The sequence below is a fragment of the Candidatus Hydrogenedentota bacterium genome (assembly GCA_016791475.1).
GTDB lineage: Bacteria > Hydrogenedentota > Hydrogenedentia > Hydrogenedentales > JAEUWI01 > JAEUWI01.
Genome location: JAEUWI010000001.1, coordinates 234,715 through 250,972 on the forward strand (window position 1 = coordinate 234,715; position 16,258 = coordinate 250,972).

The following is a 16,258-nucleotide window of genomic DNA, read 5'->3' on the forward strand; positions in this document are numbered from 1 at the left end:
CTATAAAAACTCCCAAATCAATAGACCCTTGATCTCCGACCGTCCTTTCGATAGCATGGTGCGGTCGGGCGCGGTTCGTGCATTCCTGGGTGTTCCCCCTTACCCCATTGGAGGTCGTGCTTCATGAAATCGTTCGTATGCATCGGGCTGATCGCCATCGCGCTGGCGGCCCACGCCGCGCCCGAAAAGTTCCTGACCTACAACCAGGCCACCGAAGTGAGTCTGCGCGATGCGGCCGGGATGGAGGCGGATTCCCGGGAAATCAACGCGCTCGCGGTCGAGGGGAACTACGTCTACGGCGCCACATCGGGTGATGCGTGTCATATCTTCCGCTTTGATCCCGCCACCGCGAGAGTTGATGTCCTCGCAACCGTCCCCGGCACGAACACGGTCATGCGGGGGCTTGCGGTGGATGGGGACACGGTCTATGTCGGCACGATGCTGACCAAGGAGCAGCTCTGGCTTAAGATTCGGAAAGCGCAGCCCGGTTTTGACCCCGAAGACGCCAACCTGATTCCCATCAAGCCCGAGTATAACACCGGCCACATGTACCGTATCAGCGAGGGCAAACTGGAGGACCTTGGGGTTCCGGTGCCCAATCAGGGTATCCACACCATGACGCTGGACAAGAAGCGCGGCCTCATCTACGGTGTTACCGCGCCCAACGGCCGCTTTTTCATCTACGACACGAAAACCGGTAACGTGGAGCACACCGCATTCGGCGAGACCTATTCCATGGTCTCGAATCACCGCGTGGGGCTGGTCACCGTAGATCGTGAACTCGCCGGGATTACACCTGGCGAAGCGGAGTGGAACAATCGTCTCATTGCGAAGGCCATGCACGTAGCCTCTGATGGAAAGATGTACACCTCCGGTTGGGATGGGCAAATCCTCCGCTACGACCCCGAAGTGGCCGATCTCCAGCAGCGTTTCACCGCGGTAGCCTATATCCCCTCCGTGCCTGGACGAAACTATTGGAACCGTATCGACGCCATCGTGGAAAAGGATGGCCACCTTTACCTCGGTACTTCCGACGGCTACATCGTCAAGTACAATCTGGCCACCGAGGAGATGGGCGTATTCGGCAAACCCATTCGCGCCATCGACGTCATGGGCATGGCCTTTTCTCCCCTGGATGGTCGGCTCTACGGCGTGAGCGGCGGCGGCGAGGAAGGCATGAGTCGCTTGTGGTCGTGCAACGTGACCGACGGCACTTTCGACATCGATTTTCCGGCAAAGCAGGTCTTCCAGAACCGCCGACGGGTGGGGGCTGTGGCCTGCGCCGCGGACGGCACGCTGGTCGCTGCGGAGGCCTACCGCGTGGGCAATCTTTGGGCCCTGACCGCGGGCGAGCCAAAGGCCTGGGAGAAGAGCGGCGTGTTCCCGCCCACAACCGCGGGCGAGGGAAGGGTCGCCGTTGTGGATGAAGGTAGATTCGCGCTGCGCAAGCCCCTTGAGGTTGAGGTGTATCCCATTCCCACATCAATGCACGGTGGATCGGGCTACACGGCGGTCGAGCAGGATCGAAAGGGCCGCGTCTATATTGGTACCGCCTACTACGGGAAGACGGCCTATCTCGCGCAGCTTACGCCTCGAACGGCGGACTGGAAATCGGTGTTCAGATCGGATGAATTGACGGGTCAGTACGGGCGTGGCCAGGGCATTCCCGGAAAGATCCACACAAAATTGCGGCTCGGCGAGGATGGCAAAATCTACGGCGCGATGAAACAGGGCTATGAACTGCATTATGAGATTCGGGCCGACGTGGGGGAAGCGCCGGAGGGTGCGCGCGGCAGTCAGTACACGTGCCATCTTTTCTCCTACGACCCAAAGACCGATACCGCGCTGGATCTCGGACCGGGGCTGCTCCAGCAGGGTATTACCAGTTTCGAAGTGGACACCGCGCGCGGCTACCTCTATGGCGCCACTGTGCCCGGCGTTTCGTTTATTGTCTATGACCTGAAGACCAGGCGCCTCTGGGACGCCGGTCAAATGTCGCACGGACACCCGAAGCGGTACATGCCGGGCGACCCCGGCACAGGCAAAATCTATCACCCCGGCGAAACCACGCCCTCGGGCAGAAACTTCATGAGCGTGTGGGATCCGGAAGAATTTCGCCTGCGCGATATCGAGGTGGTGGGGGAGGAGGGGCTGAAGTATGTCCACTCCTATGCCTCCGCGTGCGGCGCACCGGGGACAAGCACCTACTACGGCCTCGCGGGCGACACGATCTTCGAGATGAGCCTGGACACCAGCAAGGATGGCAAGCTGCACGCCCGCCCCTTGTGCTACGTGGGCGTCGATGGCGATTCACAGCACTCGGGGGTGCAGGCTTTCGAGCGCGGTCCCGACGGCCGTATTTACTGGGGAAGCACGGGCGGGCGCAACGTGCCCCTGGACATTTTCGTGTGGGATCCCAAGACCGAAACGAAGACCTATCTCGGTTCTTGCGCCACGGGCGGCGACTACATCCGGTGGAGTCATCTCCAGGGCATGTCCTTCGACGAGAAAGGCAACCTCGCCATGCATATTCTGTATGCGGAAATTACACCGGAGCAGCGCAAGCACTGGAAAGTGTCGAAAGACTTTGAATACGAGGAGATCGAGGAGCAGCCCCACTTCAAGGGCTATCCCACCCTCGATGAAGGTACCTTCTACAGCGTGTACTACGTGAAAAACGCGACAAAATTGAAGTAAGAGGAAGGACACACTCATTGCCACGGTCCTCCGTGGTGACGAGCGCAAGGGAACTCGCGGTTCAGCATAATAGATTTTGAAGTTCGGAGCAGTATGAACAATTCCATCGGTTTCGGTATTCTCGGTGCGGGGCTCGTGAGCCCTTTTCACGCCAACGCCATCCTTCATTCCAACGGAGGACGCCTGGTCGCCATAGCCGACGTGGATCAGGCCCGGGCGAACAGTCGCGCGTCGGAGTTTGGCGTCGAAGCGCGCCACAGTCTTGAGGCGCTCCTGGACGATCCCGCGATCAGCGTGATCAACATCGCCACCCCAAACCATCTCCACTTCGAGGCCGTCCTCGCCTGCGCGCAGGCGGGCAGGCACGTGCTGTGCGAAAAACCCCCGGCCATGTCCCTTGCCGAAACAGATCAAATGGTGGCGGCCTGCAAAGATGCCGGCGTGAAGTTCGGCTGTACCGTGCAGTGCCGCGTGCGCGACGCCGTGGCCGCCATCAAGCGCGCGGTCGACAGCGGGCGCTTTGGTCAACTGCTCCAGGCGGATACCTATATGAAATGGTATCGACCTGCCGATTATTACCATATGGATCCGTGGCGTTCTTCCCGCCAGTGCGGTGCCGGGGTGACAATCCAGCACGCCTTTCATTACATCGACCTGCTAGTTTACCTGGCGGGGCCCATGAAGCGGGTTGACGCGCGGATGACGAATCTGCAGCATCCTTCGGTCAACCTCGAAGATACGCTGTCGGCCTTCGTGGAGTATGAAAGCGGTGCCCATGGGGTCGTGCAGGCGACCACGGCGCTCTGGCCCGGTTCAGACTTGCGCGTCGAAATTCACGGAGAAAACGGCACGGCGATCCTGATTGGCGAGCGGATGGCGGAGTGGAAGTTCAAAGATGAGCAGTCCGACGACGAGGCCATTCGCCGTCTGGGCAGTGCGGAGCAACACACCGCCGCCGGCGGAGCGGCCGACTTCGGTTTTCGCGATCACCTTGTTGTGGTGCAGGACATGATTGACGCTATTCTCGCCGGGCGCGATGTCGTGATTCCGGTGGAAAGTGTCCGTCACACGTTGGAAGTCGCCCTGGCCATGTATGCGTCGGCAAAACGCAGCGGTCCGGTGGCGCTTCCGCTGGCGACGGATGTGGAGATCTGGTGAACTCATCCCGGGCGCAATTGCGAGCGCCGGGAAGGTGATGGGGAATGATTGTCTTGGAAGTCCCCGCGTAATCCGGGTGGTAGCAGTCCGTATACAGTTTATGACTCAATGGGCCAATTTCGCTCGTGGCTGGCGAGAAGGAGATGGTTATGCAGTGTGTGCAGTGGATTTCAAAAATCCTCCCGGCGGGGGTATTGTCCGCCGCCCTCTTGTGTGCGGCGCCATTGCCCGCCGAAGGGCCCGGCAAAACCGAAGTCGTCGCCGCCATGAAAAAATCAACGGACTACATGATGGACAAAGTCTCCAATCGTGGTGGCTTCGTCAGCATGTACACGGAGGATCTCTCTCGGCAGTGGGGGGAGGTGCCCGCGCGACGCTCCATGATCTGGGTGCAGGATCCCGGCACCGTCACCGTGGCCAAAATGCTGCTCGAAGTCCACGAGGCCACCGGCGAGGAAGTTTTCCTGAACGCCGCGCGCCAATGCGCGGATGCGCTGATCTGGGGCCAGCTTCCCTGCGGTGGCTGGAATTACTTTATCGATTTTGAGCCGGAGGGCACCGCGAAATGGTATGAAGAAATCGGCGCCCATGCCTGGGGCTGGGACGAGTTCTACCATTTTCACGGTAACGCCACCTACGACGATCTCACGACGGCCACCGCGGCGGATTTTCTGCTGGATCTGTACACCCTCACCATGGACCCGGCCTACCGCGATGCGGTGATGAAGGTCATCGACGGTATGCTGGCTTCCCAGTATCCGGTGGGCGGCTGGCCCCAGCGATACCCGGTTCACGCCCTGCCCGATGGCGCGGGGCACGTGGAGGACTACTCCGCCTACCTCACCTTCAATGACGACGTGATCCTGGGCAACATCAAGTTCATGCTGAAGGCCCACCGCCTGCTGGGGCTGCGCGAATGCCGCGTCTCCGCCGAGCGCGGCATGCAGTTCTATCTCGTTTCCCAATTGGGTACCCCCCAGGCCGGCTGGGCCCAGCAATACACCCTCGACATCCAGCCGGGCGCCGCACGGGAGTACGAGCCACGATGCGTTGCGCCCAGCCAGACCGTGCAGAATATCTATGACCTGATGCGTTTTTACAAGGTCACGGGCGACCGGCGCTACCTGCGCGGCATTCCCGACGCCCTCGACTGGCTCGATCGGGAACGGCTGCCGGAGGGTCACGCCACCGCGGGCCAGACCCACGCTCAGTTCGTCGACATTGGCACGGGCAAGCCCCTCTACGCCCACCGTGAGGGACCGAACCGCGTGGAGGGTCGCTACTGGGTGGACTACACCCCCGGCAACTTCCCCGATCACTACGGCATGCAGATTACCATCGACGTCGCCGAGATTCGCAAGGAATACGAACGCGTCTTTGCCCTGAGCCCCGAAGCGGCCATGAAAGAGGAAACCTGGCCGGTCAATCCGTTACCCGAGACAACCGGAGCCGAGGTCAAGAAGATTCTCGATGCGCAGGACGCGAAGAAAGGCATCTGGCTGGAGAATCTTTCCGCCGCCGATCACATCGACTGGAAATACAGACCGCGCTTCGAGTTTCGCGGTATCAGCACCCGCACCTGGTGCAACAACATGCGGGCGCTCGCCGGCTACGTGGCGGAGTAAAGTCAACGGGGCCGGTGCCGGCCTGAAGCTCCCGTCAGCCGCCGCTGATGGCCTTCTGAATCTGTGTCCAGTAATCCGGCAGCTTCGCCGAGGCCAGCCAGAGCGACAACAGCAGGCTCGCGGCGAGGAACGCGTTGCGCCCCGCGTTGGCCTTATAGGCTCCCATGACCGAGCGCTTGTTGACCAGGTAAATGATGATAACAATGGCAATGGGGACAATGACGATATTCACGCCCATCAGCAGGATGATTTTGAGCAGCGCGGGGAACTCCCAAAAGGGCGAAAGTACCGAAGGCACCGCGATCCAGAAGATGAGCAGCCCGCGGAAACGCGTATTCTCTTTTGTATAGTGCCAGTCCAGCTTGAGCGTGTCCAGGCAGAAATAGCACATCAACTGCGCCACAACAATCAGCGTGGTGAAGCCGCATAAAAACAGGCCCAGCCCGAATATTTTCGGAGACAGGGTGCTCAGCGCGGCCGGCAGCGCGCGGGTCAAGACGCGTCCCGCCTCGCCTACGGTCTGAATGGAGGCATGGTTTTCGAGGGGATACAGGGCATAGCCGCCCGCCACAAGGACCATCACCGAGTAGAGGCCGAAGAGTACACCGAGATTAAGAACCGACTTCCAGAAGTAGCGGGGGAGATCTTCGGGCTTCGCATTATCGTCGGCGTGAAAATAGGAGAAGCTCAACAGCGGTGCGGCGGCCAGCGCGCCGCCCGCGATGGCCATGATCGAACCGAAGGAATCGCGGGTGCGCTCCGTGCCCGGAATCTGCAGGTCCGTCGGGATCGTCGGCACCAGCCCGCCCAGAATCGCGCCGAATTCCTCCAGCCCGCGCACGGCCACGATCAGGAAGCAGCCGAACATGAGAAACAGCAGGCCGGTCATGGCTTTCTGTGCGCGTGCATAGCCCCCGGAAAGAAGCAGATACAAGATGCCGGTGGCCAGAAGAATCGAGGCGCTGATGGTGGCCAGGTGGTAGGCGCCTGTCGCCTCCGCTGTGGCGTCCGCACCCGGCTTGTACCAGTTAAAAATGGAAAGAAGCGACTCCGTCATGACGGACATCTGTCCCATATTCACAAAGAGATTGAACAGCACCATCACCACGATGACAAACCAGGTGATCGCGGGGTGTATCTCGTCGCGAATGACCGAGAGCATGCCCTTGCCCCCCGCCATGATACCGATGCGCGCGCCGGAATCGAGGCAGATGATCAGTGCGGGTAATATGAGCAGCGTCAGCCAGAGCAGATCATAGCGAAACCACGCCCCGGCCAGCACCAGCGCGCTCGTGGAACCCGCGCCCATGATCCCCGCCGTCATCACGGCGGCCGGGCCAACGAAGGCCGCCACCAGGCGAAACCAGGCCGACAGTCCGGACTTATCTTCCGTCATTCGGGTCGTTCCTTTCGTTCAAGTTGAAGCGCCTGCCGGGACGGTACACGGGAGTATGTCCATCTCCACGTCCCTGCGGATTACCACGGTCCAGTACCCTTGAATTCGAAGCGAAGGGGTGTCACAAACCGCGCATACGCGCCCGCCACCTGGCCCAGGTCCTCCGTCGGTTCAAAAAGCAGCAAGGCCTCCTCCGTGCCGAATATCGTGCCCGCGCTCACCGCCGTGTTCAGGTCCAGCGGTGACCCGGACGTGCCCAGAGGGTAGACCATCGGTCGCGACCAGTAGACGAAGCCCCAGCCATACTGGCCGAGATAGGTGCACGGCGCCGCCTGTGGTGTAACACCGCCAAGGTAGTTTCCGGCAAACTGGTGCTTGCGCAGCGTGGCCAGGCCAAAGCCCTTGTCCTGATTGAAGGCCGCGATCCACCACTGGTCGCGATCAAGCACGCCCAGCCCGCCGGGCACATGCCCTTCCACCGTCGCCTGGCCCAATTCGTTTCGGTGCTCATTGATCTTCCGCACCAGCGTGCCGCCATCGGATACGGGCCACCCATAATGGGTGAAGATCTCGGGGCTTTCCTCTTTAGTCGGATCCGGATTTTCCGGAGGGCGCCTGGAGTGGCTGACCACCACTTCTCCCATGCGGATGGCATGGGCGGAGCGGTCCTGCGTGAGCCGCATGGTTGACGAAACATGCACATGGGGATTGTGGGCGTAAAACGTGTAGGTAATCGACACTTCCACATCCGTGTAATTGTGCATCGAGCCCCAGCGGTGGTAGCGAAGCGCCAGCGGGCCCCCCTCCAGCTTCTGGTTCGGCGGCGCGGGCCAGTCATAGTCATGATCCCAGCTCTGGGGCGGGCTCCAGATATCTACGCCGAAATGGATCGGAATGTTCTGGTAGAAAAGTTCCGAGCTTTCTTCCTGCTTCGCCGGCAGGATCCGCCGGATCGCACCCGACTTCGGATCCAGCGTCATCCGATAGAACTCGTTCGAGATGGTGAGGGCGGGCGCCTCTCCCGATATCTCAAGCCCCCCCGACAGCGTCGCCGATGGCAAGTCCGTGCCTGCGGTCGCGCCATCCGGGTGTCCCCAGAAAAGCCGATAGGTAGCCGTTTGATTCGCACCGCAGTCCGCCAGAAACACGATATTAATGCTGGCCGCCGGATGGGGGGTATTGCCGTCCCGTTGTTCCACGCCCCCCGCCGTGACTTCTCCAATGACCTGATGGGGCGTCAGCGCGCCCTGGCCCGCCTCGGTCAGCCGAACTACGCGGATATGTTCCCGCCATGACGCGGTGTCATCGCCTTGCACCGTCAGCGTAAGCTCCACCGGCTCCTGGATTCGCTCCAGACCCTTGGTCTCGCGCAGCACATAGTCGTATTCGTGGGCAAAGCGCCCGGCCCAGCCGTCCAGCGCGATCAGCGTCAGTTCGGTTGGCGTTGCCGCGGCCGCCAGTGAAGCGATGCCGGTCAGGGCCAGCACAACACCGCGGGTGAACACGATTCGATACCGAAATCCTCGTACTTCCATGGTTTCCGTCCTTAAGTTGCGGAGACGCTTCGCGCGTGGCGGGCTGCGGCGTGGAGCCGATGCGCTGGCCTGTTCTAACACGGCATTGCAACCTCAGTCAACGACTTTTTCGTACATAATCTGGAATTTCACCGGTTACTCATATTGGCCGCCGCGTCTCGACGTAACACTATTTTCCGACCGGGACGTCCTTTGATTGCGCATTCGCTCATGTTGTGGTTAAATATGCCGGGATTGGTGGTCGAGGGGGAATGCAGAACGCCCGCGGTCGTGCCCGCAATCGGCGTTTGTTCGGGGTAACCTGCAGGGATGATTCGACCGCCCGGAGATTGGGAAATGGACGTGTTTACTGGGAGCGAGGGTGTGGCCTATCAAGTGACAGGGGGGACCCCGCACCGTCTCAGGAACCCGGGCGAGGAACACGATCCCCTGACACCGGCGCAGGAGGGAATGTTCTTCCAGACCCTTGCCCACCCCCATTCCGGATGCTATGTCGAGCAGGTCGTGGGGCGCCTTCGCGAGTCGCTCGATGTGCCGAGATTCGTGGAGTGCTGGCAATCCACACTCGGACGTCACAGCATTCTGCGAACCTGCTTTCAGCGGGACGACGCTCCCGAGCCGGGCCAGTTCGTCGAGCCCCAGGTCACGCTGCCGGTCCTGGAGGAAGATTGGCGTGCGAAATCGTCCGCGGAACAGGATTCGATCCTTTCCGACTTTCTGACCACCGATAGAGCCCGGGGCTTTGACCTTCGCGAAGCGCCGCTCATGCGCGTCGCTCTGTTCCGCGCGGGCGATGCCGACTTCTATTTCGTGTGGACGGTCCACCACCTCATCGTGGATGGACGTTCCATGAACCTGTTGCTCCAGGAGGTCTTCGGGCGCTACGGCGAGGGAGCCGCCTGGCCCGATGCGGTCGGGGCAAGCGCCGCCAACTTCGGGGCCTATGCCGCCTGGCTGAAGGAAGCGCCCACGGACGGAGCCAGGTCCTATTGGCATCATCGTCTGGAAGGACTCTGTGAAGCCACGAGTTTGCCCCTCTCCCCGCCCGATGTGCGGGAAGCCGACCAGCGTGGCGCGGGACATCTGCGCCACGCCCTCGATCCGGAATTCACCGCGCGCCTGTCGAACTTCGCGGAGAGCAACGGCCTGACCCTCAACATCGTCCTGCTCGGCGCGTGGATGCTCCTGGCCCACCGCTACGGCGACACCGCCGACGTCGTTGTCGGCGCGACCAAGGCCATACGCCACGGCGCCGCCGCGCCCGCCGATGGAATCGGTCCCTATATCAATACCTTGCCCGTCCGTACCCGCCTGGACGAATCCACGACCGCCCTCGAATGGCTGCGCGCCCTGCGCGAGCAGTGGATTGCCCTGCGCGCCGTCGAGCACTCGCCCACGGACCTGATCCGCGCGTGCGGCGAAATTCCGGGCGATGCCCCGCTGTACAACCTGTGCTATGTTTTCGAACGGGAGACGCTGGGGGATTCTCTGCGCGGCCTCGGCGGTGCCTGGGTGAAGCGTGACTTCACCCTGCACGAATATACGCCGGTCCCCCTCATGTTGGCGGGCTACGGCGGTCCTTCACTTCTTCTTTCCCTGGAGTACGATGTCCACCGCTTTGCCGCAACCGACATGAAGCGCATGGTGGGCCATTTAATCCAGCTTCTGAGCGCCTTCCTGGAACATCCCGAAGTTCCCGCTGTGCGCCTGGACCTGCTCCCGCCCGATGAACTGGAATTGCTGTTGAAGCGCGCCGCGCCCGAAGCCGTGCCACCGGCCGTGTGCATGACGCCCGAGCGGTTTGAGGCGGCCGTTTCCCGAAATCCCGAAGCGATTGCCCTGCGCTACAAGCACATCGCCGTCACCTACCGCGAATTGAACACACGCGCGAACCAGCTCGCGCGCCACCTGCGGGGGTTGGGAGTCCGGGCGGAATCGCGCGTGGGGATGTGTCTGCCCCACACGCCACAGGCGATGGTGGCGCTCCTGGGCATCCTCAAAGCGGGCGGGGCCTATGTCCCCATGGATCCGGCCTATCCCGCCGAGCGCCTCGTCTACACCCTCGAAGATTCGGGCGCCACCGTCATGATCACCGACGGAGCTACCCGGCCCTGCTTTGGCGGTGCGGATGTGAAATTTGTGATCATGGAGGGACAGCCCAGCACGCTGGACCGATACTCGGGCGAGAATCTCGCCGTGCCCGTAGCCCCTGAAGACCTGGCTTATATCATCTACACCTCGGGCTCCACCGGGCACCCGAAGGGCGTTTGTGTGAATCATGGCGAAGCCGCCCTTCACTTCGAGTTGATGCGCGAGGTCTACCGGATTGTCCCGGAAGACCGCACGCTCCAGTTCGCCTCCCTCAGCTTCGATGTGTCGCTGGAGCAAATATTTGCGCCCCTCTTCGCCGGGTCCATCCTCCACATCGCCGACGAAAGCATGTACATCGCATCGGACTTTTCCGCCGTGCTGCGGGAAGCGGGGAGCACCGTGCTGAACCTGCCCCCCGCCTTCTGGCAGCAGTGGACCGATGAGGGCATGGCCCAGGGCCTGGCCGATTTCGGGGCGCAGTTTCGGCTTCTAATCGTCGGGGGCGACGTCGTACTGCCCCGGACCGTGCGACAATGGCAGACCTTTCCCGAAACCGCCCACGTGGCGCTCATGAATGCCTACGGGCCCACGGAGACCGTCATCACCGCCCTGTACTACGAAGTGCCGGATCACTTTGACCCCGCCGGCGTTCGGGTTCATCTGCCCATCGGAAAACCGATCCGTGGCACGGAAACCATCGTGCTGGATCGATTCCAGAACCCGCTTCCAACCGGAGTGCCGGGGGAACTGTACATCGGCGGAAATCGGGTCGCCCGGGGCTACCACAATCGCCCCGATCTGACCGCCCGGGTCTTCGTGGATCACCCCCTTCGTCCCGGCACGGGCGCGCGACTCTACCGGACCGGCGACCGGGTCCGCGAGCTAACCGACGGGAACTTCGAATTCCTCGGGCGCCTGGATGATCAGGTCAAGATCCGGGGCTTCCGCATTGAGCTTCGAGAAGTCGAAGCCACGTTGCTGCGCTGTCCCGGCGTGCGCGACGCCGCCGTACGCTGCCGCAACGACAGGCACGGCGAGGCCCAACTGGTCGCCTACGTCGTGCCGGAACAGGGGGCCGATCTCAATGCGGCGGAGCTGTGCGACACGCTGCGTGTTTCTCTGCCCGAATACATGGTGCCCGCGGGTTTCGCCGTGCTTGATGCCTTTCCGGTGACCGTCAACGGCAAAGTGGATTACAAGGCGCTGCCCCCACTCGAGGAAAGCGCCCTCGTACCGCGCCGGGACTTCGTTCCGCCGGCGACACGCACCCAGCGCATACTGGCCGGAATCTGGCGTGAGATCCTCGACTGCCGCGACGTGGGGATCGAGGACAGCTTCTTTCACCTCGGTGGGCACTCGCTGCTCTTCACCCGGCTCCTGGTCCGCATCCGGAAGCTCTTCGGGGTGGACCTGCCGCTGCGAATGGCGATGGCGGGCCCCACCATCCAGGCCCACGCCCTGGCCATTGCGGAGGCGCAGGCCTCGGGAATGGTCACCTGGAGCGGCGGCTCCCTTCCCATCGCGGGACGCGACGCGCCCCTGCCCCTGTCCTTTGCCCAGGAGCGTCTCTGGATCGTTGACCGAATGGATCCGGGCAATTCCACCTACAACATCCCGATCCTTTTCGAGATATGCGGTGTTGTGGAAGTGGACCGGCTGCGGCGGGCCATCGATACCGTGGTGGAACGGCACGAAGTCCTGAGAACCGTATTCGTGGAGACGGGGGGTGAACCGCAACAGGTCATTCTCCCGGAACTCCGGGTCCCTTTTCTGGTTGTGCCTTTGCCCACCGTCGACGGGGATGCGGCCTTCCTGGATGCGGCCAGGGAGCATATGGGCGCAATCGCCACGGAATCCTTTTCCCTTGAGACCGGACCGTTGCTGCGATTCACGTATTTTCCCCATCGGGAAGGGCACGCCTGCCTCGTCCTGGTCATACACCACACCATTTTTGACGGATGGTCCGTCAGCGTGTTTCTGGACGAATTGGCGGCCTGCTACTGCGCCGGGCCTTCTCAAGCGCCAACGCCCCCGCCGATACAATACGCGGACTACAGCCAATGGCAGCGGGACTCCGTGGCAACGCCCGAGTTTAAGCAACAGTTGGCCTATTGGAAGGAGCAGCTTGCGGGTCCCCTTCCCGTGCTGGAGTTTCCCACCGATTTCACCCGCCCTCCGCGTCAAACCTGGTGCGGCGCATCCGCACTGCGCCCCCTGGGCGAGGAGCTGACCCGGGAACTGAAGCAACTGGCCCGGGAGCGGGGAAAGATGCTCTTCACCGTTCTGGCCGCCGCGTGGAATGTTCTACTGCACCGTTATTCGGGCCAGGAAGACATCCTCATCGGTTCTGTGACCGCCGGCCGGACCCACCACGATCTGGAAGGGTTGATCGGATGTTTTGTGAACACCGTCGTGCTCCGCTCCCGGCTCACACCCGCCATGGGCTTCGACGCGTACCTGGAAGAGCTCGAGTCGGTGATTATTGCCGCGCAGGAAAATCAGGCGGTCCCCTTCGAGCAGATCGTGGCCGAGGTCCGGCACGAGCGGGATCCGAGCCGTTCCCCTCTGTTTCAGATCATGTTCGTACTGCAAAACACCCCGCGCTGCGAGGCGGAGTTCGCCGGGCTTCGCATCACGGAAGAGGCCCTGCCGAACTCGGGTGCCAAATTCGATCTCACCCTCGCCATTCAACCTGTGGACGGCGATCTGGTCCTGAATCTGGAATACAACACGGCCCTGTTCCGCGAAACAACGGCACGCCGTATACTGAATAATTTTGTGACCCTGCTGCGAGCGGTGTCCCGCCAGCCCGAGGTTGCCATCGGCCGGATCGACATGCTGGAACCTGCGGAGCGCGCCTGTGTGCTCGGCCTGTCCGGCCCTTCCGCGCCCCTCGACATGGGCGCATCGCTCGTCGGTATCTTTGAGGCCCATGCCCTTCAGAACCCGCAGGCGCCCGCCGTCGCGGACGATACGACCTCGCTGGCCTACGGCGAGCTCAACGCACGGGCGAACCAGTTGGCCCGATTATTGATCGAGCGGGGCGTGAAGCCTGGAGATCCGGTTCCTTTCTTTATCTCCCGATGCATCCACACCGTGGTGGCCATGCTGGGCATTCTCAAAGCGGGCGGCGCCTATGTTCCCCTGGATTTGCAGGATCCGGCGGCCCGCCGAAATCGGGTTCTAAAGGTGCTGGAGCCCCGCCTGATTCTCAGTGAAACCGCCATGACCAGCCAACTGAAATCGGCGGGCCTTGAGTGTGTTGCGCTGGACGAACCCGCCGTGCTGGCTCCTTTCGATGCCGGTAACCTGGGGCTGGCGCTGCACGGTGAAGACGCCGCCTACATCATTTTCACCTCGGGCTCCACGGGCGAGCCCAAAGGGGTATGCTGCAACCACAGCGGGGTGATCAATCTCTTCAACGATCTCCAGGCCAGGCAACCCGTCGGACCAGGCGAGGCCTGTTCGGTCTGGGCCGCCTTCAGTTTCGACGCCACTGTTTACGAGACGTGGACCGGTCTCCTCGGCGGCGCGGCGCTGCACATCGTGCCCGAGCGCGTCCGCCTTGATGCATTGCAATGCCTGGACTGGATGAAAGCGCGCGAAGTCGCCTCCGCTTATTTGCCCGGCTACATGCTGCCCGCATTACGGTCGCGCCAGGGCAAGGACCCCATCCCTTTGCGCAGGCTGATGGTTGGGGTGGAGCCCCTGCCCGAGTCGCTGCTCGGCGATATCGTGGATGCGACGCCGGGCCTCGTGATGGTAAATGCCTACGGCCCCACCGAGGCCACGGTATACGTCACGCTCTATCCGATTCTCGCCGGGGCGCCACACCCCCAGAGCAATGCGCCCATCGGCGCCGCCATCCAGAACACGCACCTGTACGTGCTCGACGCGAACATGAATCCGGTGCCCATCGGCGTGCCGGGCGAACTTTACGCCGGTGGGGCCGGGCTCGCCCGGGGATACTACCGCGATCCCGAGTTGACGGCCGCCCAGTTTGTCTCGAATCCCTTCGGAGCCGCCGATGCCGACCGGCTGTATCGCACCGGTGATCTGGTTTACCTTCGAGACGACCTACAGCTCCAATTCGTGCGCCGCATGGGCCGCTACATCAAGCTGCGGGGACTCCGGATCGAGCCCGGTGAAATCGAGAGCATTCTCCGCACCCACCCGATGGTGGAGGATGCCGCCGTGGTGCTGGTGGGAGACTCGCCCGAGGAACAACGACTGGTGGCCTATCTCATGACGGGAGAGCACGCGCCTCCGGCAGAAGAGGTCATCGACGCCTTCCTGAAAGATCAGTTGCCCGCCCACATGCGCCCCGCCCAATCGGTCTGCCTGCCGGCCTTTCCGAGGACGGTCCAAGGCAAGCTGGATCGCGCCGCCTTTCCCGCGCCGCCCGCACTGGTTTCCGCAGGGGATGGCTTAGCGCCGCAAAACCCCACCGAGGAAGCCGTGTTTGCCATTTGGAATCAATGCCTGAACCGTGCCGCGGGCGGGATTCACACCGATTTCTTTGCCCTCGGGGGGCACTCGCTCCTCGCCATTCAGGTGCTCAGCCGGATCAATGACCAGTTTGGAAGCGCGCTGACCCTCACCGACTTTTTCGAGAGCCCCACCGTCGCGGGCCTCGCGAAACGGCTCGCGCCCGGCGGGGAGGAGGCTACCCATGGCGCGCCGCCCCCCGGCGAAATGGAAGCTGACCAGTGGGATCCTTGCGCCGTCCCGCTCCAGACCGGCGGGAGCCTCCCGCCGCTCTTTTGTGTGCTCGGTGCGGGTGGCGCGCGCCTCGCCTATGGCCCCCTGGCGGCCCATATGGGAACCGCACAGACCATAATCGCCCTCCAGTATTCTCACCTGCCCGAATACCGGGAGTTCACGTCGGTGGAGTCCGTGGCCCTTCGCTATCTGGGCGCCCTGCGACGTCATCAACCCCAGGGTCCCTATTACCTGGCCGGCTGGTCTTTCGGCGGACTCGTGGCCTATGAAATGGCCCGGTACCTTCGGGAACAGGGCGAAATCGTGGCCCTCCTCGCCGTCATCGACTGCAAAGCCTGCGTGCCCGAGCCACCATCCCTGGGCCGTCTGGCCTCGGGCGTGCGCCACGCCTTACTGCGTCTGCTCAACCGGATCAAGATCCTCTTTCATACGCGGGCCACGCTCTGGCTCCACACCCGCGATATCGTGCGAATTATGGCCCGGGCGGCCACGGGGCGTCGGCGGAACGGCGCGTCTCTCCGAGAATATCTCCACTTCGCGCGCAGCAGCCTCATGAACGCCTACGCCCTGAAGCAGGCCGGTCTCCCGCCCGCGGAAGGTCAGTCAAGCCGTCTCAATGTCATGGCCGATGAGTTCGTGAAGAAAATCGTGGCCGGACTTACGGCAAACGAGCAGGCGGCGAAGGCCTTCGAAATGAAACCTTACGGTGGTGAAGTAACGCTTTTTCGCACCGGCGAGGTGCCGAGGGGGATTAACCGGAATGACGCGACCTTCGGGTTCGGGCGGGTGGCGGAGAGTGTCGAAGTCGTCATCATCGAAGGCAATCACTTCACCCTGGTCAAAGAGCCCTGCGTGCGCATACTCGCCGACCGTTTGTCGGAATGTCTGGCCCGCGCCCGTGCCCGCGCCGAATAGACACGCCAAGGGCAGGAAGATGCGTTGTGGACGTTCTCGCGTCGGGGTGTGATCGCGCTCAAGGGCCTGATGAACCGTTAACTGGTGGGCCAGAGGTCTCCGTGCCTCGGAGAGCCAGA

6 protein-coding genes are annotated in these 16,258 nt (G+C 62.4%); 4 read left to right on the plus strand and 2 right to left on the minus strand.

What is annotated here, in order from left to right:
- Positions 1-123 precede the first annotated feature (123 nt).
- From JNK74_00900 to JNK74_00910, 3 genes are all read left to right on the plus strand, one after another.
- Entirely contained in the window at positions 124-2,697 is a 2,574-nt protein-coding gene (locus tag JNK74_00900) for a PQQ-like beta-propeller repeat protein (protein MBL7644723.1), read from the plus strand.
- A gap of 93 nt (positions 2,698-2,790) precedes the next feature.
- Complete coding sequence (locus tag JNK74_00905) at positions 2,791-3,855, plus strand: Gfo/Idh/MocA family oxidoreductase (protein ID MBL7644724.1); 1,065 nt, start codon at positions 2,791-2,793, stop codon at positions 3,853-3,855.
- A 149-nt stretch (positions 3,856-4,004) separates the two neighbouring features.
- Positions 4,005-5,480 (plus strand): pectate lyase, encoded by a 1,476-nt coding sequence (locus JNK74_00910; protein MBL7644725.1) that lies wholly within the window; start codon positions 4,005-4,007, stop codon positions 5,478-5,480.
- A 34-nt stretch (positions 5,481-5,514) separates the two neighbouring features.
- Here the strand turns inward: JNK74_00910 and JNK74_00915 are convergent, their stop codons facing one another.
- Together JNK74_00915 and JNK74_00920 are read right to left on the minus strand one after the other, a co-directional pair.
- Positions 5,515-6,876 (minus strand): divalent metal cation transporter, encoded by a 1,362-nt coding sequence (locus JNK74_00915; GenBank protein MBL7644726.1) that lies wholly within the window; start codon positions 6,874-6,876, stop codon positions 5,515-5,517.
- 80 nt (positions 6,877-6,956) lie between these two features.
- Positions 6,957-8,411, minus strand: coding sequence for a hypothetical protein (locus tag JNK74_00920; protein MBL7644727.1), 1,455 nt, complete (start codon positions 8,409-8,411; stop codon positions 6,957-6,959).
- A gap of 336 nt (positions 8,412-8,747) precedes the next feature.
- Here JNK74_00920 and JNK74_00925 point away from each other — a divergent pair, with 336 nt between their 5' ends.
- Positions 8,748-16,139 carry an amino acid adenylation domain-containing protein gene (locus JNK74_00925; protein ID MBL7644728.1) on the plus strand — a complete coding sequence of 2,464 codons (7,392 nt, stop codon included), beginning with the start codon at positions 8,748-8,750 and terminating at the stop codon, positions 16,137-16,139.
- Positions 16,140-16,258 lie beyond the last annotated feature (119 nt).

What these genes read in the sequence shown, in the direction of transcription:
- JNK74_00925 (MBL7644728.1), top strand. Translation starts at nt 8,748, where the DNA reads ATGGACGTGTTTACTGGGAGCGAGGGTGTGGCCTATCAAGTGACAGGG.
- JNK74_00900 (MBL7644723.1), top strand. Translation starts at nt 124, where the DNA reads ATGAAATCGTTCGTATGCATCGGGCTGATCGCCATCGCGCTGGCGGCC.
- JNK74_00915 (MBL7644726.1), bottom strand. Translation starts at nt 6,876, where the DNA reads ATGACGGAAGATAAGTCCGGACTGTCGGCCTGGTTTCGCCTGGTGGCG.
- JNK74_00910 (MBL7644725.1), top strand. Translation starts at nt 4,005, where the DNA reads ATGCAGTGTGTGCAGTGGATTTCAAAAATCCTCCCGGCGGGGGTATTG.
- JNK74_00920 (MBL7644727.1), bottom strand. Translation starts at nt 8,411, where the DNA reads ATGGAAGTACGAGGATTTCGGTATCGAATCGTGTTCACCCGCGGTGTT.
- JNK74_00905 (MBL7644724.1), top strand. Translation starts at nt 2,791, where the DNA reads ATGAACAATTCCATCGGTTTCGGTATTCTCGGTGCGGGGCTCGTGAGC.